Origin of the sequence: Oceanobacillus sp. FSL W7-1281, assembly GCF_037969835.1 — a bacterium.
Taxonomy (GTDB): Bacteria; Bacillota; Bacilli; order Bacillales; family Amphibacillaceae; genus Oceanobacillus; species Oceanobacillus oncorhynchi.
The window spans coordinates 4619825-4644141 of sequence record NZ_CP150214.1; the positions used below are offsets into that span (position 1 = coordinate 4619825).

Consider the following 24317-nt stretch of genomic DNA (forward strand, 5'->3'; position numbering starts at 1 on the left):
GAAGAACTTTTATTTATAAGTAACCAAGTTAACCCAGACCTTAATACATCGTTAAAAGCCAGTTCTCGCCAAACAAAGCAAGAACTGGCTATTCCTTAATCTAACAATCTATCACTTATCTCCATACACATTCAAAATAGCCTTCGTTAAAATATCCACTCCTGTTTGAAGTGCATCTTTATCAAAGGTCATGTTAGGGTGGTGTAAACCAGGCCCTAAGTTACAGCCTAATCCCAGCATCGTGGCTTTTAATTCCGGTTTTTTCACCGTATAAAAATGAAAATCATCTCCGCCTGGTGTCAGGAGCGGCTCTACCACATTTTCTTCACCCAATACGTCTGTAATTGCTGTGCGCATAAAGCTCGTTGCTTCTTCACTTGTTTCAGCTGCAGGTACACCATGATAGTTAGTCACATCAATATCTATATCATACAGATTCCGTACAGACTCTAAAATACCGTCGACTTTCTTCACAAGCAGTTCCATCACTTCATTGGATTGCGCACGTAAATCCAAGCTGAATGAGGCGTTCCCCGGGATAATATTCGAGCTTTTCGCCCCCGCCTGGAATTTCGTCATTTTCGCCGAGTGCGGAACTCTTGGATCCATATGGATTTGACCCAGCATATTGACGATTTGCATGCCAATTTCAATCGCATTATCGTTCAGATGCGGACGTGCCCCATGCGCATCCTCCCCTTTAATGACCGCTTCATATGTTTTCGTTGCACCGTGCACAATCACAGGAGCAGCCTGCCCTGCATCAACTTCTTGTTTTGGTCTGAGGTGAACACCGAATAAATAATCGACGTCTTCCACCACTTTTTCTTCCACCATTTTCAGTGCACCGCCGCCTTCTTCTTCTGCGGGCTGATAAATAAATTTAATCGCTACCTTATCTTTGATGTCAGGCATCTGCTGCAATGTCCATAGGACGCCCAATACCATCGACATATGCGCATCATGACCGCAGGAATGGTTTGGCTGGAATTCACCGTTCACTTCCTGCCATAACGCATCCATATCTGCACGGACACCAATTACCGGCAGACCTTTGTCAAAGCTGCCAAACTTTCCGATGACACCCGTATGGTCTGGAAATGTGATTGTTTTACACCCGGCTTCTTCTAATTTTTCTTTAATATATTTCGTAGTCTCTACTTCTTCCCAGCTGATTTCAGCATGTGTGTGTAAATGTTGAAAAACCTCTGACACACTTTTTTCTATATTTTTTCCCATTTGTCTTCTCCATCCTTCATCTAGTAAGCTCTTTTTCTACGCACGAAGGTCATCCATTCATATACAACTGCTTTCCGACAGGCCCTATTTTTGACAAGATAAGCAAGCAGCAGCCTTCTATTAAAAGTATTCTTAATTATTTTATATTGCTTTGAAGTATAAACTCTTATATAATCAATTTCAAGTTTAAGATTTTCAAAGAAAGAAGGCTTCTTCTATGTCACAGCAAGAAAAAACAAAGCAAAAAAAGAAATTTCAGCTTCCAGATGCATATGTTATATTGTTTGTCATTCTATTGCTTGCCGCAATCCTTACATATATCATTCCAGCCGGGAGTTACGAACGAGAAACAACGGAAGATGGAATGGATGTCATTGTTCCAGACAGCTATAGTCAAATCGACCAGCAGCCTGTTAGCTTGATTGATTTATTTAGCTCGATTCAAGAAGGATTGATTGGCGGTGCCGGACTAATTTTTCTTGTATTGACAATTGGCGGAACTTTCGCTGTTATTGAAAAAACAGGTGCGATTGACAGCATGATCATGAAAACCATTAAACGGACACAAAACCGCGAATGGCTCTTAATTTTAATGGTCGCTGCACTCTTTTCTGTTTTTGGAGGATTGGGAATTATCGCTAACTCCTCCATTGCTTTTATTCCAATTGGAATTATCCTGGCTAGAGCTATGAGAATGGACGCCATTGTCGGTGTATCAATTATTTACTTAGGAGCTTACTCCGGATTTGCAGTTGGATTCCTGGATCCGCAAACAACAGGGTTTGCACAGCAGATAGCACAGATTCCATTATTTTCTGGTCTATCTTTAAGATTAGTTCTCTATGTCATTATTGTTGGTGCAACCATTGCTTACATCATTTGGTATGCCAACCGCGTTAAAAATGACCCGCAAAAAAGTATTCTGAGTGATAATCCCTTCCCGAAGCTGGAGGAAAAATCCATGGACGATGTAGATGAAAAATTAACATCTACACAGCTCACTGTATTACTTGTTCTGGTAGCCGGTATTGCTATTTATGTTTATGGTGTTTTCCAATTAGATTGGGACATCAATGAAATGGCAGGGATTTTCGTTGCTTTAGCAATTCTTACCGCTCTTATTTCAAAAATGGGCGCTAACCAAATGGTAGAAGAGTTTTTAAACGGTGCGAAAAGAGTATTATACGGTGCTTTAATTATCGGAATGGCTCGTTCGATTGTAGTTGTTTTGGAAAATGGACAAGTACTGGATACGGTCGTACATAGTATGGCTGTTGTTTTAGAACCGTTTTCCAGTGTCATGGGTGCCATAGCTATGTTTATCGGAAATGGGTTGTTCAACCTTGTTGTTACTTCTGGTAGTGGACAAGCTGCCATTGTCATGCCAATCATGACACCACTTGCCGATTTAATGGATATCCCGCGTCAGGTTGCTGTTCAAGCCTACACGCTTGGAGATGGCTTTACTAATATTATTACACCGTTATCCGGTGTTTTAATGGCCAATTTAGCCATCGCCGGTATTCCTTGGACGAAGTGGCTAAAATTTGCCCTGCCGCTTGTGGGGATTTGGTATGTTATTGGTACGATCTTTATTGTGATTACTGTTTTGATTAATTGGGGACCGGTGTGATAGCTTGAATAAATAGGAAGAGAAGCTATTTTAACAGGTTTCCTTCCTATTTAAACGGAAGAGATGCTTAGATTTAAAATCCAGCATCTCTTTTTTGTTTATCCCTTCTTTATCTTCCTCCGCCCCCTCCGAGCCTCATCAGACAAAAGATTTTTCAAAAGTGTAACCCTTCTCAAAACGGGTATGTATATCTTATAGGCACATATCGATTTTACATATGAAGTTTGATAGTTTTGTAAGAGAGGAGATATCTAAAAATGGAATTTTCTGCACTGACTTTTATTTTGATAGCATTGAGTATCCTGATAGTAGCCATTATTGTTATTCCGCTTGCTCTGTTCAGCTACATATATTGGAGGGACCGGCGACAGTCACAGCATGCTATTTTACGTAACTATCCGCTGCTCGGCAAATTAAGATATATATTGGAAAAATCCGGTCCAGAGCTTAGACAATATTTATTTGATACCGATACTTCCGGAAAACCATTCTCCCGCGATGATTACCGGGATGTGGTAATTCCTGCTAAATATCAGAAAAATATGATTGGTTTCGGTTCTCGACGTGATTTTGAGAAAGCAGACTTCTATGTAAAAAATGCGATGTTTCCCAAACAGCAAGAAGAGCTGGAAGCAGATAATACAAAGCTCATTGATTCCAAAGTTTATGAAGTGAAAGAAGATAATTTGCTAAGCCGGAAAGAAAAATTAAAGGACCAAAAAATGCAGCCATGGCTCTTAAGTGATAAACATGCAGTCGTTATTGGCCCTTCCTGCAGACAACCCTTCTGCGTGAAAGGCCTGGTCGGGATGTCTGCAATGAGCTATGGAGCACTAGGAGAGAATGCGATTACCGCTTTATCCAAAGGGGTCGGCATGGCTGGCGGTTCCTGGATGAACACGGGAGAAGGAGGACTCTCCGATTACCATTTAGCGGGAGATACTAACATCATAGCCCAAATTGGACCTGGTCTTTTTGGCGTTCGTACAAAATCAGGTGCTTTTAACTGGGATTTATTGAAAGAAAAAAGCGAAATCCCACAGGTTAAAGCCTTCGAATTAAAACTTGCACAAGGCGCAAAAACACGCGGCGGGCATGTGGATGCAGAAAAAGTAACGGAAGAAATCGCTGCTATTCGAAATGTCACTCCTTATCAAGAAATCGATAGTCCCAACCGTTTTAACGAGTTCGATGACGTCCCATCGATGTTCTCTTTTATCGAGCAGATTCGGAATCATACCGGTCTTCCAGTCGGCGTTAAACTAGTCATTGGCAGCCCGCACGATTTAGAAGAGATGGCCAGTTATATGAAGGAAACCGGTGCTGGACCGGATTTCATTACTGTAGATGGATCCGAAGGCGGAACAGGAGCAACCTTTCAAGAGCTTGCAGACAGCGTCGGGCTCCCTATAAAATCAGCAATCACCATCGCTAATCAGACGTTAAAAAAATATGGGGTTCGCGACCGTGTTACACTGATTGCTTCAGGAAAACTTTTTACTGCAGATCGAATCGCTGTCATTCTTGGTATGGGTGCAGACCTTGTCCAGATTGCTCGTGCATTTATGATTACCGTCGGCTGCATTATGGCACAAATTTGTCATACGAATCGTTGTCCCGTGGGGGTAGCAACAACCGATCCTAAGCTGCAGAAAGCCCTTGTTGTGGATGAAAAAGCTTATCGGGCTTTGAATTATCTGGTCACCCTTCGTGAAAGCCTGTTCCGTATTTCCGCAGCAGCAGGCGTCACTACTCCAACAGACATTCGTGCATCACATATTCAATATAAGGATGAATATCAGCGTGTCTGGTCGCTGGATGAATTGATTGAGAAAGAAAATTTCTCTGTAATTCTATAGTTCCAATCGGGCTATCTGCTCCATGTGCTGTTTAAAATAAATAAAAAGAAGCTCACTGCTGAAATAATAATTTCCTGCGAGCTTCTTTTTATATATGCTTAACCATTTCTTTAACTCTATTGCAAAATAAACACACCATCTTCCATTCATATGAAACTAGGCAAACTTCACCTTAAGCAACATCTTCATACGTAATCAGATAGCGATTTACCTTTATTAAACCCGTTACTTATGGTGCAGCTTCCCCGCTATTTTCTCCACAAAATAATCTCCAACTTCTGAAGTACTATGCTTTCCTCCTAAATCCGGTGTGAGTACTTTCTTTTCATCAATTATTTCTTTTATCGTATCAACAACGATACTTCCCCATTCTTCCTCACCAAAATGCTCTAGCATTTGCGCAACCGACCAAATGGCTGCAATTGGATTAGCAATCCCTCGCCCGGCGATATCAGGTGCAGAGCCATGAACCGGCTCAAACATGGAAGGATAATCTCTTTCCGGGTTCACATTCGCCCCTGTCGCTAGCCCCATTCCACCAGTAATTGCAGCGCCGATATCTGTCAAAATATCTCCAAACAGATTAGAGGTTACTACAATTTCAAAACGTTCCGGCTGCATAACGAAAAACATACTTGCCGCGTCGACTAAATAGGATTCTGTTTTAACATCTGGATATTCTTTCCCTACTTCTTCAAATACCTCATCCCAGAAAACCATGGAATAATTCAGCGCATTCGCTTTACTGATACTTGTCAGTGATTTTTGTTGCTTACGCGCTTCCTCGAAGGCATATCGGATAATCCGTTCTGTCCCTTTCCGGGAAAAAACACCGGTTTGCAAAACAACCTCTTCTTTTTTTCCTTTAAATAACCAATCTCCGGCGCCAGCATATTCCCCTTCACTATTTTCCCGGATAACAAGGAAATCAATATCTTTCTCCGATTTACTTTTAATCGGCGTCAGCTCTTTATTTAATAACCGCACCGGACGCAGATTCACATATTGATCAAAGCCCTTGCGAATTTTCAATAATAGATCCCAAAGTGAAATGTGGTCAGGAACCCCAGGATAGCCTACAGCTCCAAGATAAATCGCATCAAAATTTTCTAATTGCTCTATCCCATCATCCGCCATCATTTTCTGATGTTCTAAGTAATACTCACAACCCCAAGGAAAACGTTCAAATTCAAAAGAAAGTGTATCGTCCAGCTTCTCGATGGCCTGCAGCACTTTTACACCCTCTGCTACAACTTCCGGTCCTATTCCGTCTCCTGGAACAAGCGCTATTTTCCATTCTTTCATTAAAAACCCTCCACCCTATCGTTAATCTATTCATTTTACCTTAACCTAGCCTTTTCCAAGGTAAAAATCTGTTTCCATTCCTTTGCCGCTCAAAAAAGAGATGCTATCTATCAGAGCAAGATATGTAGTTATTATACCACTTGAGAATACGTTTACATAATAAAGTAAGATAATCCTTGTTTCTCTGACCACACATTTTCTGAACGATGATAGAATATATAGATAAATAGGATTTTAGTTTTTTTATTTGTTGTAAGATGAAATACCAAATGAATTGCAATCAGAAATCGCCTTATGTGATGGAGGGAATAAAATGAGTATTCTATGTATCGGCCAAGCTGTTTATGATATAACTTTTCCTGTCGACACACCGATTGTTGAAAATCAAAAATACCGTATCCCGCAACGAATAGAATGTATGGGAGGACCAGCTGCAAACGCTGCTTATTTGTGCGCATTATGGGGAAGCAGAACGTCACTTATCACTCGTATTGGAAATGACTTATTTGGAAAGAAAATTCTAGAACAATTAGAAAGTGCCGGGGTCGATGCCACCTCTTTAAAAGTAGATGAACAACTGGCTACCAGCATCAGCTCCATTATAGTTAACCAAGAAAATGGACATCGGACCATCCTTAATACGCCTTTGCCTCCAGAAAATTATGAGCCTGCTTGGCCAGCCCATTCACCCGATGTGATTCTTATGGACGGATATGAAAAAGAATGCGCCCATCAAGCATTTCAAAAATACCCAAAGGCTATTACGTTAATGGATGCCGGAACGTTTAAACCGGAGCTTTTAGATATTATTGAAGCTGTTGATTATCTTGTCTGTTCGAAGGATTTCGCCTATCAATATTCTGGGATAGCGATTCATATGAATCATAAAGAGACCTGGCGGGACACTTTTTCAAAACTGGAGAAAATCAACCCAAATACTATCGTGGTAACGCTGGGGAGTGACGGAGCTATGTATAAAAAGGAAGATACAATCTATTACATTCCTGCATTTCGTGCAGACACGGTGGATACTACTGGAGCAGGGGATATATTCCACGGTGCTTTTGCTTATTGCTTAGAGAATCATTTTTCGCTAAAAGATACGGTACGGATTGCTTCGCTGGCAGCATCGATTTCTGTTGAAACCCTTGGCGGACAACTCTCCATTCCGAGTTTGGAAAGCGTGAGAAATAAAAGAGATGAGTTAGGTTTGGAGATGGATATCTAATCGCCTTCTATTGGATATTTTAAAAACGGTTAAGACAGGATATGAACTGCCTTAACCGTTTTTATTTCATGATGCATGCAGCTTCAACCAAGCTTGATGATGATTACTTGCTTAACGCTTTCCGGATCCTCGCTATCTTTCCTTGATCCATCCCTTCTTCAAATGACTGATTATACCTGACACCACTGCCAAAATGATATTCCTTCGCTTGAATCACTTCATGCAGAGTAGCTATATTCTCTGCATTCAGACCGCTTCCCGGCAAAATATTTGGTCCTTGCAATTTGCTCTGCAATTGAACCAGTTCAAGCAGCATATCCTTTCCGTCAGTACAATCCGCTGCACCGCCAGAAGTTAGGATTCGCTTAATATTTTTTCGATAAGGTACCAGTGTCCGGTAAGCTTCTATTTGATTGCGAGTTTCATCAAAAGCACGATGAAACGTCGCATCCAATTCAGAGAAATCGCTGAATAAATCATCTAAAAAGACAGTATCTATTGTTTTATTTTCTGTCAGCGCACCAATCACAATCCGCTTATACCCCATCTCATAGAGTAAAGAAATATCCTTTTTCATTGCCAATTTATCTTCTGCACGATACATAAATCCATAAGGATGCGGTCTAATCATTACTTGAACAGGTATTTCTACGCTGTTCATTACGTGGTGGACCGTTCCATAAGAAGGTGTCAGGCCGCCTAATTCAATAGCCGAAACCAACTCTAATCTTGTGGCACCAAGCTCTTCAGCTTCTTTTGCATCTGCTGCATTTTGAACGATACATTCTATCATGTTAGAGGTCCTTTCTGTGTTTTGTTTTGGGTTTATGCGGGTCATTTAATGATTGCCCTATACCTTCTTCTATAATTCGATTTAGATAATTGCTTTCACAAACGGCGTTAACATCCGCTGTACTACCTTCATACCGTATTCTCTCTATATAATAAAAATGTTTCTTAGTTGTTTTTAAATGTAAGCTGGAGTTATTTACTTCTTCAAATGGTTTTCATCCATTGTAAATCCTTTAACAAGGTATTCATTCAAACGTTCTGTAGCCCACTGACGGAACTGGGTGCCCCGATGGGAGCGAACACGATAGCCGATAGCGATAATAATTTCGAGATTGTAATGCTTTGCTTTATAATTTTTACCGTCATTTGCAGTTGTCAAGTTTTACTTGACAACTGCATTTTCATCTAATTCCCCTTCTTCAAATATTTTTTATGTGGAGACTTATATTTTGTTTTGTTGATTGATACAGCTCAGCAATTGCCTTTTGCGTCATCCAAACCGTTTCATTCTCTAATCTGACATCTATTTTTGTATTTCCTTCTTCGGTTTGGTAGATTAAAATATTGGATTCATCGTTATTCATTGTTTCTGCTCCTTTCGCTTCGAGAGTAGGAGAATCTATTATTTCTATACAGTGATACAAAATTCCAAGATAACCTAAGATGTATGAAACAGTCTTTTTTAATAGAGTATAAAGTACTTTGTTAGATCATTTATTAATATATCTACACGTTGATTTTAAGTTCTCTCAATAACATATATATCTATTCAATTATAGCATCAGAGCTATAATTTTGTAGCAATATGGCCTCATCTTTACTTCAAAACTATTTTCATAATAACTTATTTTATCCAGGTATCGATATATTAATTCGAGGATGAATGAGGAATAGCTTAGAAAGGGTAAAGTTTGGCAGTTCTTCATATAAGTACGATTCTAAAATGTATCTTGCTTGTGATTTCACTAAACTCTACAAGGGATTTAACTGTTTGATCGTCCCACCCAGTCTAATTTCAATCTTAAATGTAATGCGCTTCGTGAAATCACGTACATTTGATATTTAATAGAAATAGAGCGCATAAATCACAGCAGAGTTAAAAATAGCTGTGCTCACTATTTTCACAAAACAGTGATGACACAGCTATTTTTTATCTTAACAATCCTATTTTCATCACAAACCTAAAACATTTTCACTCCCCAAGCCGACGATCAATCTCCCTAATAACCTCAGGCAGCTCACCCATAGTCCGTATCGTAAAATCAGCCCCGCATTCTACAAAAGTCTTCTCTACCTGAGCAATCCGTTCCTCCTGCTCCGCTTCAGATAACGCGTCAAATTCTTCTTCACTTAGCCCCATTTCTGAACTGCCGACAACAACAGCAACAATCCAAGCCCCAGCATTTAACGCCTCATCGATATCCGGAATCGTATCTCCCACTTTGACGACATGACGAGCTGCTGTTAAATTCAATGCTTCCATATTTCGGTAAATCATATATGGATATGGTCTTCCCATTCCGCTTGTCCCGTCTGCTGTCATGTAAAAGTCTGGATGATATCCCTTTTTCTCTGCTTCTGGAGCAACAATATCCATCATTTTTTGCGTATAGCCGGAGGTAGAGCCGATTTTCAGGCCTTGATTTCTTAATTGTTCTATCGTTTCCAGCACCTCTGGTTTTGGATCTGTGTACGTAGCTAATGTTTCTAGGAGAGCAGCTTCAAAGCCAAGATATAAGTTCTCTACATCTTGTTCTGTGAACTCCTGACCGTACTTTTCGTTCCATAATGCTGTAATTCTCGGCATAGATAGCATCGTCCGAATATGATCAATCTTTGTTAATCCCATTGGTTCTCTTGCTTCTTCTACGGTAACTTCAATGCCCGCATTTTCAAAAACTGTTACAAATGCATGTACCGGTGCAAAGCAGCCAAAATCAATCGTTGTACCTGCCCAATCAAATATAATGCCTTCTACTTTTTTCATTTTACCACTGCTCCCATATATTGTTGGATGACATTGCATAATCTTTTTATATCCTCTTCATAGACTTCTCCGATATTGCCTACCCGGAATGTATTTATTTCTGTCAATTTGCCTGGATAAAGTACAAAGCCTCTTTCCTTCACATAATGATAAAAATCTGCAAAAGCAAATGTCTCATTTGGAAATAGAAATGTCGTAATAATTGGCGACTGTCTCTGCTCCGTGATATACGGTTGGAATCCAAGCTGTTCTAAACCCTCTCGCAGCAGCTGATTATTACGCTGATAGCGCTGATGCCTCGCCGGCACTCCTCCCTCTGCCATTAATTCATCGATGGCTTTAGAAAATGCTGCTACTACATGCGTCGGCGAGGTATAACGCCATTTTCCGTCCTTATTCATTTCCTTCCACTGATCATATAAATCTAAGGACAGACTGCCTGCATTCCCTTCACAGGCCTGTAATTTATCCAATTTCGCAATAACAAATCCAAATCCAGGCACTCCCTGAATACATTTATTTGCGCTGCTGATCAAGAAATCTATTCCTAACGCCGGAATATCCATCTCGATACCTCCGAAGCTGCTCATCGCATCAACAATCAGTGTTTTCTGATAAGCGTTAGCAAGTCTGGAGACCCTTTCCAATGGATTCAATATGCCGGTCGTTGTTTCACAATGCACCATCACCACGTGCGTAATCGCAGCATCATTCTCTAAAATGTACTTTAACTCCAATTCATCGGGGTAGGCATTGTAAGCAACATCGTAATGCTTATAATGTAAACCGATATAATCCGCCATTTTCACGATTCTTTCTCCATACGTACCATTCGTGATAATCAATGCTTTATCCTTCTTGTTTATCGCTGTTGTCATTACCGATTCCACTGTAAACGTTCCGCTTCCCTGCATCAGTACTGTTGTATAATCCTCTGGGGAAGCCTTCGCAAGCTGAAGCAGCTGCATCCGGATTTTCTGGGTGATATCCTTGTAATCCTGATCCCATGTACAACGGTCAAAGAGCATTTCCTCTTTCACCGTATTCGTGGTTGTTAATGGACCCGGCGTTAATAATTTATATTGTTCCAAAAAAACATCGCTCCTTGTTTACAGATTAGGGAGGTTTTTAATTCTGTAACCCCTTGTGATTTCCTAAATAACTTCATTCCATTGTCTACTTGGCAGAGTTAAAGAATGCTTGATGCTGTTCCAATAGTTCTACATTTAATGGCTGGTCAAATGTTTTAGGATGCGCCGGTTCATGTGTTTCATCAACCGCTTCTCCTTCATAAAGTGCTACCGGATAATAAGTTAACAGCTCTTCTCTTGCATCTGTTGAGATGACCTCTGCCATTTCCATTGCTTTTTGTGATTTTTCGTCATTCTCCTTGTTTACAACTGCTGCTGCTTCAGTCAGTGAAAAGTTCCCTTCTGTCGGATCAACAAAATCAATTGGTGCTCCAGATTCCTTCGCTGCAACTGCCTGATGCCTCAATCCGAACCCGGCAGCAACTTCCCCTGCCTGTACTTTGCTGATTGGACCTGAACCAGAGCTTTCCAGATGGGGCCCGACATTCGCAATTAAATCCTGAAGAATTACTTTTCCTTCCTCTTCTCCATATTCACTGATTACCGCCTGTACCATCAGCCACGCTGTAGAAGAGTCCTCAATGTTCGGAATCGATACAAGACCTTCATATTCAGGCTTTGCTAAATCGGCAATACTCTCTGGAGCTTCCAAACCATGCTGTTTGAGTACTTCCGTATTTACAAAAATAGCACCTGTATTTCCTAAAACCGGCGTATAATAAGATGGGTGCTCTTCTAATGCCTCTGTTTCAAAGGTTAAATCCGCAAACATCTCATTCTGTTCCTGGGCACTGTCCAGGAAATAAGAGCTCATGGTAACCACATCTGCTTCTATTTGATCTCCTTCTGCCAGCAGCTTACCTCCCAGTTCAGATGTACCTTGCGATTGCAAAATATATTCTCCTTCATAGCCTGCAGCGTCCAATGCTGTTTCCATTGCTGCGGTTGCTTCCTCATCTGCATTGGTATAAATCACAACATCATCACTTCCTTGCGCACCGCATCCCGCTAAGGTAAACGCTAAAGCCATTCCTGTTCCGATGATCGATTTTTTCATGGTGTTCAACATGTTTTCCCCTCACTTCTTATAAATTTCTGCTCTTTTTTGAAGAACTTCACATACCGATCTAACTAATAAATTGGTTAAGAAAATAAGCACCGATAAAACGAATATTTCATTGAACTGGGCAAAATGCTGCAGTTCATTAATTTTACTTGCGACAACCGTTGTCTGAGCGGATACCAGAAAGATAACACCGCTGATTGTAACCATTGCATTCATAAAATAGTAGCTGAACATCTCTAAAACGGTAGATATGGAGTTTGGCAGAATAACGCGATATACCGTTTTGACCCAGCTGTCCCCCAGTAATTCTCCGGAGGTCTCCCAGCCAGGATTCATTTTTGTTAAGGCATTTTTCGCCATTAAATAGGGTGTTGTAAAGTAATGCATGATATTACATAAAACAATAATCAGAAAGGTTCCTTTTAAACTGCTCTCATTAAAGAGCAGCAAATAGGATAACCCAAGAACCATACCAGGCACCGTATTGGTAATCATCGAAAAGACATCGACGGTTTGCCTCCCTTTTACTTTGGTACGCGCATTAAGAAGCGCTGACCCATAGGCGATAACCGTTCCCAACACTGCTGTTAAAACTGCAACAATCAGTGAATTTCTATAAACTGATACAAGATCATTGGACTGGAAAACACCAGTGATATGATCCCATGTAAACCTTAAATCGTAAGGGAAAGCCATCACAAACGGTGCAATAAACATGACTGCAAATATAGAAAGCATCCCCAGCAAAATAATTACAGAAATAACGCCATAAAAGCTGTCTCTAAATTTGCTTGGCGTTAATTCTGTTTCACTGAACTTATCATAATGAAAATTAAATCTCTCCAGATAGTTCAACAGAAAAATTCCAATCACAGCCGGAAATAACATCAGGACAGCAATCACAGCACCTTCACTAAAGTCGGGAATCGATCCAAGCATCGCTTGATAAAGCTGTGTGGCAACAACATCGTAGGTACCGCCTAACGATGCCGGGATGCCAAAGTCTGTGAAACTGAGAATAAACGATAAAACAAACGCTCCTCCCAAGGCCCCTAGCAATGGACGGGTAACAGTATTCCAAAAGCTTCTTAAGGTTCTGTCGCCCATTAGCTTCGACACAATGATAAACTTCTTATCGATATATTTAAACGAATTATGAATCAATAGAAAAGCCGCCGGCAAGGTATAGATAACATATCCAATCAGCAGCCCATTGAAGCCATAGATTTCAAATAGATTTCTACCAAAAAGCTTTGTCAGTAACCCCTGATTCCCAAAGGTGTACATAATAGCAAACCCGTAAGTAATCGTAGGAATCAGCATGGGAATAAGAATACCGATTTTGACAGCACCCTTTAAAGGCTGATAGATTTTTGTACAATTCACTGCATATGCTAAAGCAAATGCCAGCGTCGTTGTGATAATCGCTGTAACACCGGAAACCTTGAAACTATTTCCGATTGCATGGATTAAGGCATCATTGGACAAAGATGCTATATAATTTGAAAGCCCTATCCCTCCATCTTCCGTCATAAATGAACGAAGAAATAAAACAATCAATGGAATGAACAGAAAAGCAAAAAAGAGTAATAGGATGATGATAAAGATAATCCGTATTTCTGGTTTTGCATTACGCATACTTTTCACCAAACAGATGAAAGATATTTTGCCGTTTGATTTGAAGCTGTCTCAGGATAAACTCCTTTACAAAATCATTTTTCGGCTGGTTAATAATTTCAAATGGTGTTCCAAACTGTGAGATATTTCCCTGATTTATAATCAAAATCTTATCGGAGATTGTTAAAGCTTCCTCCGGGTCATGCGTCACAATAATTGTTGTCAGATTAAATTCCTTGGCAATCGACTTAATCCTTTCTTTAATCGATTCCTTAATCACACCATCTAACGCACTTAACGGCTCATCCAAAAGCAGCAGCTTCGGCTTCGTTACAAGCGTTCTTGCCAAGGCAACCCGCTGCTTCTGTCCTCCTGACAGCTCGCCAATTCTCTTTTTCAAATGTGGCTTCAGCTCTAAGAAATCAATATATTCCCTGACCTCCTCTGCTGACGCACCCTCTTTTTTATTGCGTAATCCATATACAATATTTTCATAAGCATTTAAATGTGGAAATAACGCATAATCTTGAAAGACAATATTAAAACCGCGATTTTTCATAGCTACATGACTTAGATCCTCGTTATTAAAAACAACTTTTCCCTGATCAATCTTGGTTAACCCCAAGATAATATTTAATAAAGTTGTCTTTCCGCTTCCACTCGGTCCAAGCAGCGATACAATTTCACCGCTATTAATTGTAAGGTCGATATTTTCTAATACAACTTTCTGGTCGAATTGTTTGCTGATATTTTGTAATTCTAACAACATGACCACCTCCTCTGAGTTACCCCCATCATATAAAATAAGTATTAAGATAAATCTGTTATTTTATTAAGAATATGTAAATTATATATAAATTAAGCATAATTTGTGCATAAATAATAACTATATATTTTTATACTTATGCATGTTTCATTCAATTTTTTGTAAAAACCGATTGATTATCCTGCAAATTATCCGTAAACTAGCTTTAAAGAATAGACTAATAACAACGTTACATGAGGAGGATAAAATGCTTCCAGTTGAGAGACAAAAGAAAATAATTGATTTGTTAACAGTTAAAAAAGTACTGAAAATGCCTGAGCTTCGGGAAGAAATGGGAATTTCTATTGATACATTGCGAAGAGATATCAGTGCGCTTGCCGAACAGGGAAAAATCAAAAAAATATACGGCGGCGTCAAATTGGCAGAACCAAAGTTTGGTGAAGTTTCTATGGAAGAACGCATGATCAGCCATCTAGAGGAAAAGACAGCAATTGCAAAAACATGCGATGAACATATCGAGGATGGAGACTGTATTTATTTGGACAGCGGTTCGACGACGTATCAAATTGCAAGGTATATTAAAGAGAAACGAAACCTGACTGTAATTACAAACTCTGTCCCTGTCATACTTGAATTAATGAACAGCAATGTCGAGCTCATCGTTATTGGGGGAAAGGTCAGAAAGAATGAACGCTCTGTTGTCACCTATGATTATTTATTTAACTTTCACCAATTGAACATACAGAAGGCATTCATCTGTGCAAGCGGCATTACCATGGAAAAAGGAATTTCAGATTACAACGTGGAAGAAGCACTTGCCCGTAAAAAGATTATTGATATTTCTCATGAAGTCTATGTTGCCGCGGACAGTTCAAAATTTGGAAGGAATGTAACCGTAAATATTGCCGGACTGGATGAGATTGATTATGTTGTGACGGATCAGAAAGCGAGAGAAGAGGTGATAAGGGGATTTGACGAGGTTAAGACAGAGTTGATTATTTCTAAGGAATAACTGAAAGCACCTATCAGCATGAAACGTCCAAATGCAATTTGATAGGTGCTTTTCCCCTGACTACTATTCTAATTCTCCAATCTCAGCTAAACAAGAATCCAGCATATCCCTATCCAGACTCTCCCAATCAAATTGCTCCATCAGCGTTTTTTCAGAACTTCCCTTAACAGCATCCTCTATTAACATAACATCATCATCCCCTATAGAAAATCTGGCGACGATATTCGTTTCTGTAAATAGCGTTTCCTCCTGTTGTCCCCATTCCTCCTCCAGCAGAGAAACATCCAGAACTTGAAAAGGAAATGCTTCAAAAAGCATATCTATACCGTCCCTCTGTAGACATGCATTTAATAAATCCGTTTTCATTTTATTATTCTGATTCAGCGGCTGCATATTCTCCCCCTCATCATTCCGCTGCTCTGCTATAGACGACGTCATATTCTTAAGTGGAAGGATACCGTTTTTCTCTGTCAAAACCATATAAAAACTGCTCGCTACTAAAACAAAGCTAATGAATAATAAACTTGCTGTGCCAGATGTAATTGCCTCTTTTTTTATAAAAAATAACCTGCTGACTACAACTGATAAATAGATGATGAATGCCATTAATCCTGCTGTAAGCAAAAGGATTGGCCAAATATCCATTCCTCTCTCCTTTCTCCTCGCAGAAGCATGAGGGGAGTACTTTTATAATTCGCATCGATTAACCTAATACAATTATACTATATTACAGGTTAATTATTTCATTATTTTCATAAATAAAGCCTTTGTAATCACAAATAATACACAGAACAAGGAGGATAAACCCAGAAATGTATCTATTTTTGATGATTTCCATCAACTAAAAAATAATGACTCCTCCGCGTAAAAACAGCAAGCAGAGAGAGTCATTATTTTTCATCCTAATCGCTCATCCTATTTCATTCCTCTGGAGTCAACCTCAGCTCCAGTCCCGAAGTTTCATCCAGCCTCGTCTCATGATAATTTCCTTCCACCCAGTCACTCATTTGATCCTGATACCATTCACTCTTAAAATGACCATCCTGACCTGGACCGACAATATGATACCCGGCATGCATATCGTTCGTATCTATTACAAACCGCCAGGAAGCACCGTGGTCGACCTCGCCTGTTTCGGAATGATAGCTGGCAGCCATGGGCGTCACGCCGCTTCCTCCAACGGGCAGAGCATCTTCACGATTAAAGAAAAATGCTAAAAATGGGCTGATGCCTGATAATGGGTGGTTAAATTGCACCTGATGATAATCACCCCATGTCCAGGCAGACATATCTTCTCCATGTTCTTCTGTCAGTTTTTCTACAGTTGTTTTCAGAGAATTTGCCAACACCTCTTCCAATCCGCCATTTTCTTCTATCCAAATGGAATCCTCTCCATGAAAAGCTGTGCGCAATAGATTTTCCGTTGCTTGGGATTGTGTGGAAAATAAACCTCGCATGGTGCTTGGTATTTCTTGACGGTAGATACGATTTTGAATTTCCCGCATCCAGCGTTCAAAAATGAGCGGCTGCGGTGCATCCTTATCCATAACAAAATCCCAATCAGCCAATAATTGGACCGCATCCTGCTCTTGCTCTGTCAATACTTCACCAGCGAGCACGTCTTGAAATAAAGGAACAAATTCCCGTGCTCTTAAGTCTGTCTGGTCCATTTGCAAATCCTGCATTTCTTCTGTGGTGAAATCATCCCCCGACTCCAGTACCTCCGCAATCCGCTCATAGCGATAAGGCTGTGCCCACACGTTACTGATATGATAAGGATAATCATCTGGAGCAACCTTATTATTAGCTGTTGCAATAAAACCCTTCTCCGGATTAACAACCGAAGGCAATTCATCGAATGGAATAAAGTCCTGCCACTCATTCTCCGCTTCCCAGCCATTCAGCGGCAGTAAAGCATCTTTCCCATCTTCATAAATTGGGATTTTGCCATTTGCTTTAAAGGCAATCGTGCCATCATTCGACGCAAACACAAAATTCTGTGCGGGAACAAGGAACTTCTCCAGCCCTTCTTCAAATTCCTCCCAATCGGCAGCGCGATTCATTTCCATGATTGCTTCTAATTCGGTACTTGGATCCAACGCCGTCCATCTTAAAGAAAGCACTGTATCCGCTCCGGTATCTTCCGCAAATTCCGAAACAATTGGACCATGACGTGTTTTGGTGACTTCATAATCAATGGTTTCTGCGTCTTTTACTTTAATTGGTTCTTCAATCATTACTGCTTCTTCCCATTCATCCTCGTATAAAAATTCATTTGGGTTATCAGGGTTGCGCTTTTCAATATATAACTGCTGTACATCTGGTCCTGTATTGGTCACGCCCCAGGCTATCTGGTCATTATGACCAAGAATAATCCCCGGTACCCCGGCAAAAATAACACCGCCCACATTCAAGCCGTCATGAGATTCTAAATGCATTTGCAGCCAAATTGACGGAGTAGCAAGCCCAAGATGTGGGTCATCTGCCAATAACGGCATACCTGATGCTGTTTTATCTCCGCTGACCACCCAATTATTACTGCCGTTAAAAGGATGAGGGATCACCGCATGCTCAAAGCTTGCTGCAATATCCAGTTCATCCTCTTGGATGATTGTCGGCCTGTTTTCTGGATAAGCGGGGAATAATTCATATGCCTTTTCCTTGTCATATTTATTCAACAAATAATAATTAAAAGCCTGCTGCTCCCAGTGTCCGCCAAGATCAAACGCCATAAATTTTCCAATCGTTAACGAATCCACCGGCGTCCATTCTTCCGGTTCAAAGTCCATTAATGTGAATTCAATCGGCAAACTGTTATTTGCCTTCGCTTCTTTCATATACGCATTTACCCCCTCGGCAAAGGCTTCCAGAACTTCTATTGACTCATCTGAATACACTTCATACGATTCCTCCGCTGCTCTCCTTAATCCCAGCGTTCGGAAATACTTATCCTGATTGACCGCATCCTCGCCAACGACTTCACTCAACGTCCCGGATGCCTGTCTTCGAGAGAGCTCCATTTGAAACATTCGCCGATCTGCCTGAATATAGCCCTGTGCAATATACAAATCACGGGCGTTATCTGCTCGAATATGCGGAACCCCGTCTTCATCGGTTATCACCGTGACTTCATTCTCAAGGATGGAAAGCTCCATCGTCCCCTCTGTGGTTGGCAGCGATTTGTTTATGTATCCGTTTACAAAAAAAGCAACAGCAAGACCCAGGACAATAATAAATCCTAATATACCAATTGATATTTTCTTTTTACGGAATCTTTTTTTCTTAGATAATGTTTCGTAGGCTTTCTTTCTCTTTGCCAATTAATAAATCCCCCTTTGCAGCACATGGTTAAATATCCCTCTTTAAAGAGAATCATAGCATGATGGATTAGTATGTCAAGACTTCTATAATGTGGAATATATGCAACAAGCCTTGGGGTTATAACAGGTATGTCTGTTTTGAAAATGAGCTATCCTAAAAGATATACAAAAAGAGAGCCAAACAAATTCAGCTCTCCCCCAAAACGATATGGCATTCCATTCCCCAACAAATAGAATGCCAGTTTTTCATCAAAGTTCATTCAGCTCATCAAACGTTACCTCTACATCAAATACCCCGTAAGCATATGGTCCAAGCTCATAGTGCTCGTAATGAAAGATAATTGAATCCTCCGTTAGTACAAAACGCTGAAAATTATCCCATTCCGGCTGTGTTGCTTCTTCCAGCATATCTAATTCCGGACCCTCATTTTCCAGCTTACTATATATTAAATCACCAAGATTGCTCAGCTGTGATTCATCCTTCACGAAATCTTGAATAGTTAATTCCTTATGATTCTTTAAGTCATAGTTAAAAGGATGCTGATAAAAGAACGGATGCGGTCCGCCAAAATCCATGACCTGCATAAACATAAGGGATACATATTCGTCTGTTACTGTCGGTTCTTCAAAAGAAAGACTTTCTCCTCCTTCATACGAAATTTCTGCAAGCTCTTTTTCATTTTCCTCAAACTCCGTCTCAAATTCTTCAAAATACTTCATGGCTTCCATCTCAATCGCTTTATCTGCTTCTTTTATGCCAAACACTGGATATTCTGCAGAAATCTCAGTCCACTCTCCAGCTTTTTCTATCTTTTCGATTTCATATTCTGACGATGTTGGTGACAGAAATGCTGCATCATCCTGCTCTTCACCAGTTATTTCAGCTTCATCCGTTCCCGTCTCTATGTCGGTTTCTTGCTCATTCTCATCTGGCCTGTCTTCCTTTAATTCTTCGTCAGCTTCTTGACTTTTAACATCAGCTTTATTTCTCTCAAGTTCTTCTGCTTTTTGATCTGCATCATCTGATATTTCTTCTTTTTCCGTCACTGTTTCACGTGAATCATCCGCTGCAGCTTCCTGCGTCTCCTTGCTGGTAGGATTATTATTGCTGTTGCATCCAATCAACCCCAAAATAAGTATAGCAAGCCCTAGAATAATACATTTTTTCTGCATTACTTTTTCTCTCCCCATATGACATATTGACTGTGCTTGAATTGAATATTCTGCTTTATTTAATAATACCTTTTATTTTACCATAACTAGACATGCGTTCGGGTAGCAACTTCTTGGTGTATCGTAACTTTTCAATGATGAAAATGCGTACAGGCGAAAAGATTTAAAAGCCCGAAAATACTACATAAAAAAGCAATAGGAGCGTCTCCACTCCTATTGCTTGTATGTCAGAAACTATTTCAACTCTGGCCAGAACGCTTTATTCGCCTCAATCAAGTCATCTAAAATATCCTTCGCTACTTTGGCACTTGGCACCGTTTTAGATAAGGTGATCGCCTGCCATAATTTTTGGTAAGAGCCCTCTTCAAACGCTTCTACTACTAATTTTTCTACGCCTACCTGCTGCTCCATCAGGCTTTTTTGGAATCTCGGAATTTCACCGACAACCAGTTTTTCTGGACCATTGCTGCCAACGATACAAGGAACCTCTACCATTGCAGTCGGATCAAAGTTAACGATGGCTCCATTATTTTCTACAATCATCAGCATACGCTCTTTTGTATTAAACGCAATTGCTTTTGCCAGATCAACGATGTAAGAAGCATGGTCATCCGTTTCAAGCTTCGTATCCGCTGCACTTCCTTTATCAATAATTGCCTGACATTCACCGAATACAAATTTCTCACGGCCTTCCATCACTTCATTTGCGCGTGTATGGTTTTTATCGGAATGTGCTACTTCATAATCAGGGTATAAATAATATTTTAAATACGTGTTAGGTACTGTTGCTGCGTCTAATGCCTGTACATCTTTCGCCTTTTTAAATGTACTGTTCCAGCTCGCTTCTTCTCCAGGGATATCCTGTCCACCCATGGTATATCCATACTTGCTGACATGCTCTGTCACCTGAGGCATCAAGCTGTTTCCTTCTTTATCACGAATATCTGTCCACCAGCCAAAGTGATTCAGGCCATAATAGTTTACTTCCATCTCTTTACGAGAGGATAACCCTAAGCTTTTAGCAATTAATTCTTCAATCCCAATCGGCATATCGCAAATATTTAAAATCTTAGAATTTGGTCTTAATTTGCGTGTCGCTTCGGCAACAATGGCAGCCGGATTAGAGTAGTTCAGCATCCAGGCATCTGGGGAGTACTTTTCCATATAATCGACCAGTTCCAATACTCCTGGAATCGAACGCATCCCATAAGCAATTCCGCCAGGGCCACACGTTTCCTGTCCTACCACTCCATGCTTCAATGGAATTTTCTCATCCTGTTCACGCATCGCATATTTGCCGACCCGGATATGTGCCATTACAAAATCAACATTAGTAAATGCTTCTTCTGGATTGGTACTAGCCAGCAAACTCACTTCCGGTGCACGTTCTTTTAATAAAATCTCACATGCATCTGCAATTGTTTTTTGTCTATCTCCATCATTATCATAGAGTTTAATCGTATCGATTGGGAATTCATCCAGATAGTCCAGCAGCATCAAAATAATCCCCGGTGTAAATGTACTTCCGCCTCCAGCAATCGTAATGTTAAATTTTTTCATTGTAAAACGCCTCCTGATATATTTTTAAAGTTTTGTTTCAAAGGAATCTCTCACTTGCGGTACACTCAGGCCTACAATGACCTGTATACTTTGGCCGCTTTGAGCTATTCCATGAGCCATCTGATTTTTGGTAAAGTAATCATTTCCTTTGACCAAGTCAGGGTCCTTCACTGTGACACGCAGACGTGTTGCACAGTTGGTAACATCCTTAATATTTTCTTTGCCGCCAAGTCCTTCTAAATAATAGACCGCCTTCTCCTCATATTCTGACTCATATGTTGCAGCTGCAATTTCTTGATCTGCACCACCTTCATCTTTTTTAGCATTTTGATAATCCTGTTTTGTGTACAATTTAGCCTCCTCATCTGTTTTCCGACCTGGCAAGGCAATATCGAACTTCACAATAATCCACCTGAACAGGACAAAGTACAGTGCTACAAAGATAAACCCGATAATCGCTTGGACTATATAAATCCCTCCATGATTAGAAGAGAGCGGAATCCAGTTCAACGCAGCTATCTCAATAAATCCGGAACCCATCATTCCAACCACACCAAACATGTTCATAATCGTAACCATGGTCGCTCCAAGAAGCGCATGAATCACAAATAGGTATGGTGCGATAAACAGGAATGTAAATTCAAGCGGTTCAGTAATTCCTGCAAATACGGCTGTTAACGTTGCTGGCAATACGAGCGCAAGAACCTTCTTACGATTCTCTTTCGGTGTAGAATAGTACATTGCCAGCGCAATACCCAGACAGCCAAACATCTTAATATTCCCTTGCATTAAGAATCCATATGGATAAAGATCCTTTAATGCTGCAGTTGAATTGGCAAACTCATTTAAATGATTAATCCAATATGGTTTTAACCCTTCATTGACAGCTGCCGGCCCATATTCAAACGGTGTATAGATAAAGTGATGCAGCCCTGTTGGAATTAAAACGCGTTCCAGGAAATGAAACAGCCAAACACCTATATAGCCTGCCTGTGTAATGAATCCCTGTAAGGAACCAATCCCCTGCTGAACATATGGCCATACAAATGCAATAAGGAAAGCAAACGGAATCATAACGAAAAATCCAATAATGGTAACGAATACAAGCCCCTGGAAAATACCCAGCATGTCAGGTAATTTCTTATCATAAAAACGATTATGAATCCAAATCACGATACCAGATATGGCAATGGCTCCAATGATATTTGTATCTAATGTCGGAATGCCGGCAATCTCTTTCACACCTGTTAAATTTTCAACACCCTGGGATAAATCAACACCAAACGTCGATGGCCAAAGTGTCAGAATCGCATTGATATAATTATTAAAAACAAGATAAACCATCAATGCCGCAAGTGTTGCACGTGCTTGCGCTTTCTTTGCAAGTGAAATCGGCAAACCAATCACAAAAGCCAATTCCATGTGATCAAAAATCGTCCACCCGCCACTTTCAATAATGGTCCAAATGTTATACCACATTGTTCCTTCTTCAGCGATGCCTCCCATAATAGCGGGATTTTTAAATAACGTTGCCAGTCCAACAACAATACCGAAGAACGCAAATAAAAGAACGGGAACAATCATTGCACTGCCAAACCGCTTGATTGCATTCATAAACAAAAACTCCTTTGTTTTAATCTCTAATTCCAATATATAGGGAGCGCTTTCAAATTCCAATAGATTTGACGCATTCAGAAATAACGTAGTAACATTAGATTATATTTTCATAGAGTGAAAACATTTTCATTACAAGGAGATGAATCAAATGATTCTGGATAAATTGGTGAATGAATACTACGAAGACTTGAATGAGAATGATCTACATATCGTTAATACCATTCACAACCATCTTGATGAAATGAAAGCGATGAAAATTCAGGACTTGGCAGATTATGCCCATACCTCAATCTCTTCCATTCATCGGCTGGCTAGAAAGATTGGGCTAGATGGTTACAGTGATTTGAAATCCTATATTAAATTAAATATTTACACTGAAGATACTTCCCAGGATTTAATGGAATTGCTGAACCAGGATATACAACAGACCATGAAATATATGGAACAGTTAAATTTCCACAAGTTAAATAAGTTGATTGACGAAGCAAGTTTTATCTATATTTATGGTACGGGGACGGCTCAACAGGATATAGCCAATAACGTACAAAGACAGTTATGGTCTCTCCATAAGAAGTCTCTCATATTGCGAAGTGAACGAGACTTAACAGATGGCATTGATGAATTTGGGGAAGAGGACCTTATATTTATTATTTCTTTATCTGGAGAATCGAAAAATCTGGACGAAATCATCCATATGTTCAAAACAAGAAATATTAAATATATCAGCGTAACGACATTGCGAAATAATTTCCTGGCACAAAATGCCATGTTTAATATCTATGTAAACAGCACACCGTTTTATTTATATAACAAGGTAGACAACTCCAGTTTCCTGCCCTTTCATATTGTTTTTGATATTATTGTCCGGAAATTTAGCGAGTGGAAGATGGAGCAGCAAGAGGACTAATCGTTTATTTAAAAAAGCGCAAAGAAAAGCCTCTCATCTGCCTCAATAATTCAGAGGTAAATGAAAGGTTTTGTCATAAATAGAGATCCGTTTTTTAAAGTAATTCAACTTTAACACCTAAGAATAAACATATATATCTTGCTAT

At 40.0% G+C, this 24317-nt stretch carries 20 protein-coding genes; 5 read left to right on the forward strand and 15 right to left on the reverse strand.

All coding sequences use genetic code 11. The features are described 5' to 3' along the window. Positions 1-111: 111 nt before the first annotated feature. Positions 112-1239: a M20 peptidase aminoacylase family protein gene (locus MKX55_RS22275; RefSeq protein ID WP_339235074.1), complete on the reverse strand. Its 1128-nt coding sequence runs from the start codon at positions 1237-1239 to the stop codon at positions 112-114. Between the two features lie 217 nt (positions 1240-1456). Here MKX55_RS22275 and MKX55_RS22280 point away from each other — a divergent pair, with 217 nt between their 5' ends. Together MKX55_RS22280 and MKX55_RS22285 are read left to right on the forward strand one after the other, a co-directional pair. Beyond that, positions 1457-2872, forward strand: coding sequence for a YfcC family protein (locus MKX55_RS22280; RefSeq protein WP_339235076.1), 1416 nt, complete (start codon positions 1457-1459; stop codon positions 2870-2872). 257 nt (positions 2873-3129) lie between these two features. Continuing rightward, positions 3130-4731 (forward strand): FMN-binding glutamate synthase family protein, encoded by a 1602-nt coding sequence (locus tag MKX55_RS22285; RefSeq protein ID WP_339235078.1) that lies wholly within the window; start codon positions 3130-3132, stop codon positions 4729-4731. Between the two features lie 225 nt (positions 4732-4956). Here the strand turns inward: MKX55_RS22285 and MKX55_RS22290 are convergent, their stop codons facing one another. After that, positions 4957-6036 carry a tartrate dehydrogenase gene (locus tag MKX55_RS22290; RefSeq protein ID WP_339235080.1) on the reverse strand — a complete coding sequence of 360 codons (1080 nt, stop codon included), beginning with the start codon at positions 6034-6036 and terminating at the stop codon, positions 4957-4959. A 313-nt stretch (positions 6037-6349) separates the two neighbouring features. Between MKX55_RS22290 and MKX55_RS22295 the strand changes: the two genes are divergently transcribed. Next, on the forward strand, positions 6350-7264 hold the full coding sequence (locus MKX55_RS22295; RefSeq protein ID WP_339235083.1) for a PfkB family carbohydrate kinase: 915 nt from the start codon (positions 6350-6352) through the stop codon (positions 7262-7264). A 103-nt stretch (positions 7265-7367) separates the two neighbouring features. On the opposite strand, the gene MKX55_RS22300 is transcribed toward MKX55_RS22295, so the two are convergent. From MKX55_RS22300 to MKX55_RS22335, 8 genes are all read right to left on the reverse strand, one after another. Beyond that, positions 7368-8057, reverse strand: coding sequence for a copper homeostasis protein CutC (locus MKX55_RS22300; RefSeq protein ID WP_339235085.1), 690 nt, complete (start codon positions 8055-8057; stop codon positions 7368-7370). Positions 8058-8252: 195 nt separating this feature from the next. Further along, on the reverse strand, positions 8253-8435 hold the full coding sequence (gene rhuM, locus MKX55_RS22305) for a RhuM family protein (RefSeq protein ID WP_339235088.1): 183 nt from the start codon (positions 8433-8435) through the stop codon (positions 8253-8255). Positions 8436-8475: 40 nt separating this feature from the next. Then, on the reverse strand, positions 8476-8640 hold the full coding sequence (locus MKX55_RS22310) for a hypothetical protein (RefSeq protein WP_339180985.1): 165 nt from the start codon (positions 8638-8640) through the stop codon (positions 8476-8478). Positions 8641-9248: 608 nt separating this feature from the next. Continuing rightward, on the reverse strand, positions 9249-10043 hold the full coding sequence (gene phnX / locus MKX55_RS22315; RefSeq protein WP_339235091.1) for a phosphonoacetaldehyde hydrolase: 795 nt from the start codon (positions 10041-10043) through the stop codon (positions 9249-9251). Then, a complete protein-coding gene (gene phnW, locus MKX55_RS22320) occupies positions 10040-11134 on the reverse strand; it encodes a 2-aminoethylphosphonate--pyruvate transaminase (protein ID WP_339235094.1) in 1095 nt (364 codons plus the stop codon). The genes phnX and phnW overlap by 4 nt, the downstream gene beginning before the upstream one ends. Before the next feature lie 85 nt (positions 11135-11219). Further along, complete coding sequence (locus tag MKX55_RS22325) at positions 11220-12203, reverse strand: extracellular solute-binding protein (RefSeq protein WP_339235097.1); 984 nt, start codon at positions 12201-12203, stop codon at positions 11220-11222. A 9-nt stretch (positions 12204-12212) separates the two neighbouring features. Then, a complete protein-coding gene (locus MKX55_RS22330) occupies positions 12213-13838 on the reverse strand; it encodes an ABC transporter permease subunit (RefSeq protein WP_339235100.1) in 1626 nt (541 codons plus the stop codon). Continuing rightward, on the reverse strand, positions 13831-14583 hold the full coding sequence (locus MKX55_RS22335) for an ABC transporter ATP-binding protein (protein WP_339185351.1): 753 nt from the start codon (positions 14581-14583) through the stop codon (positions 13831-13833). Before MKX55_RS22335 ends, MKX55_RS22330 begins: the two co-directional genes overlap by 8 nt. A 247-nt stretch (positions 14584-14830) precedes the next feature. Between MKX55_RS22335 and MKX55_RS22340 the strand changes: the two genes are divergently transcribed. After that, positions 14831-15595 carry a DeoR/GlpR family DNA-binding transcription regulator gene (locus MKX55_RS22340; protein ID WP_339180997.1) on the forward strand — a complete coding sequence of 255 codons (765 nt, stop codon included), beginning with the start codon at positions 14831-14833 and terminating at the stop codon, positions 15593-15595. Positions 15596-15658: 63 nt separating this feature from the next. Here the strand turns inward: MKX55_RS22340 and MKX55_RS22345 are convergent, their stop codons facing one another. From MKX55_RS22345 to MKX55_RS22365, 5 genes are all read right to left on the reverse strand, one after another. Continuing rightward, positions 15659-16240: a hypothetical protein gene (locus tag MKX55_RS22345; RefSeq protein ID WP_339235103.1), complete on the reverse strand. Its 582-nt coding sequence runs from the start codon at positions 16238-16240 to the stop codon at positions 15659-15661. Positions 16241-16515: 275 nt separating this feature from the next. Further along, positions 16516-18915 (reverse strand): penicillin acylase family protein, encoded by a 2400-nt coding sequence (locus MKX55_RS22350; RefSeq protein ID WP_339235106.1) that lies wholly within the window; start codon positions 18913-18915, stop codon positions 16516-16518. A gap of 249 nt (positions 18916-19164) precedes the next feature. After that, positions 19165-20088, reverse strand: coding sequence for an RsiV family protein (locus MKX55_RS22355; RefSeq protein ID WP_339235109.1), 924 nt, complete (start codon positions 20086-20088; stop codon positions 19165-19167). Between the two features lie 234 nt (positions 20089-20322). Further along, complete coding sequence (locus MKX55_RS22360) at positions 20323-21648, reverse strand: 6-phospho-alpha-glucosidase (RefSeq protein ID WP_339235112.1); 1326 nt, start codon at positions 21646-21648, stop codon at positions 20323-20325. Positions 21649-21672: 24 nt separating this feature from the next. Continuing rightward, the gene (locus MKX55_RS22365) at positions 21673-23262 is read right to left on the reverse strand and encodes an alpha-glucoside-specific PTS transporter subunit IIBC (protein WP_339235114.1); all 1590 of its coding nucleotides are present in this window, start codon (positions 23260-23262) and stop codon (positions 21673-21675) included. Between the two features lie 151 nt (positions 23263-23413). On the opposite strand from MKX55_RS22365, the gene MKX55_RS22370 reads away from it, so the two are divergent. Next, on the forward strand, positions 23414-24172 hold the full coding sequence (locus MKX55_RS22370; protein WP_339235117.1) for a MurR/RpiR family transcriptional regulator: 759 nt from the start codon (positions 23414-23416) through the stop codon (positions 24170-24172). Positions 24173-24317: the final 145 nt, after the last annotated feature.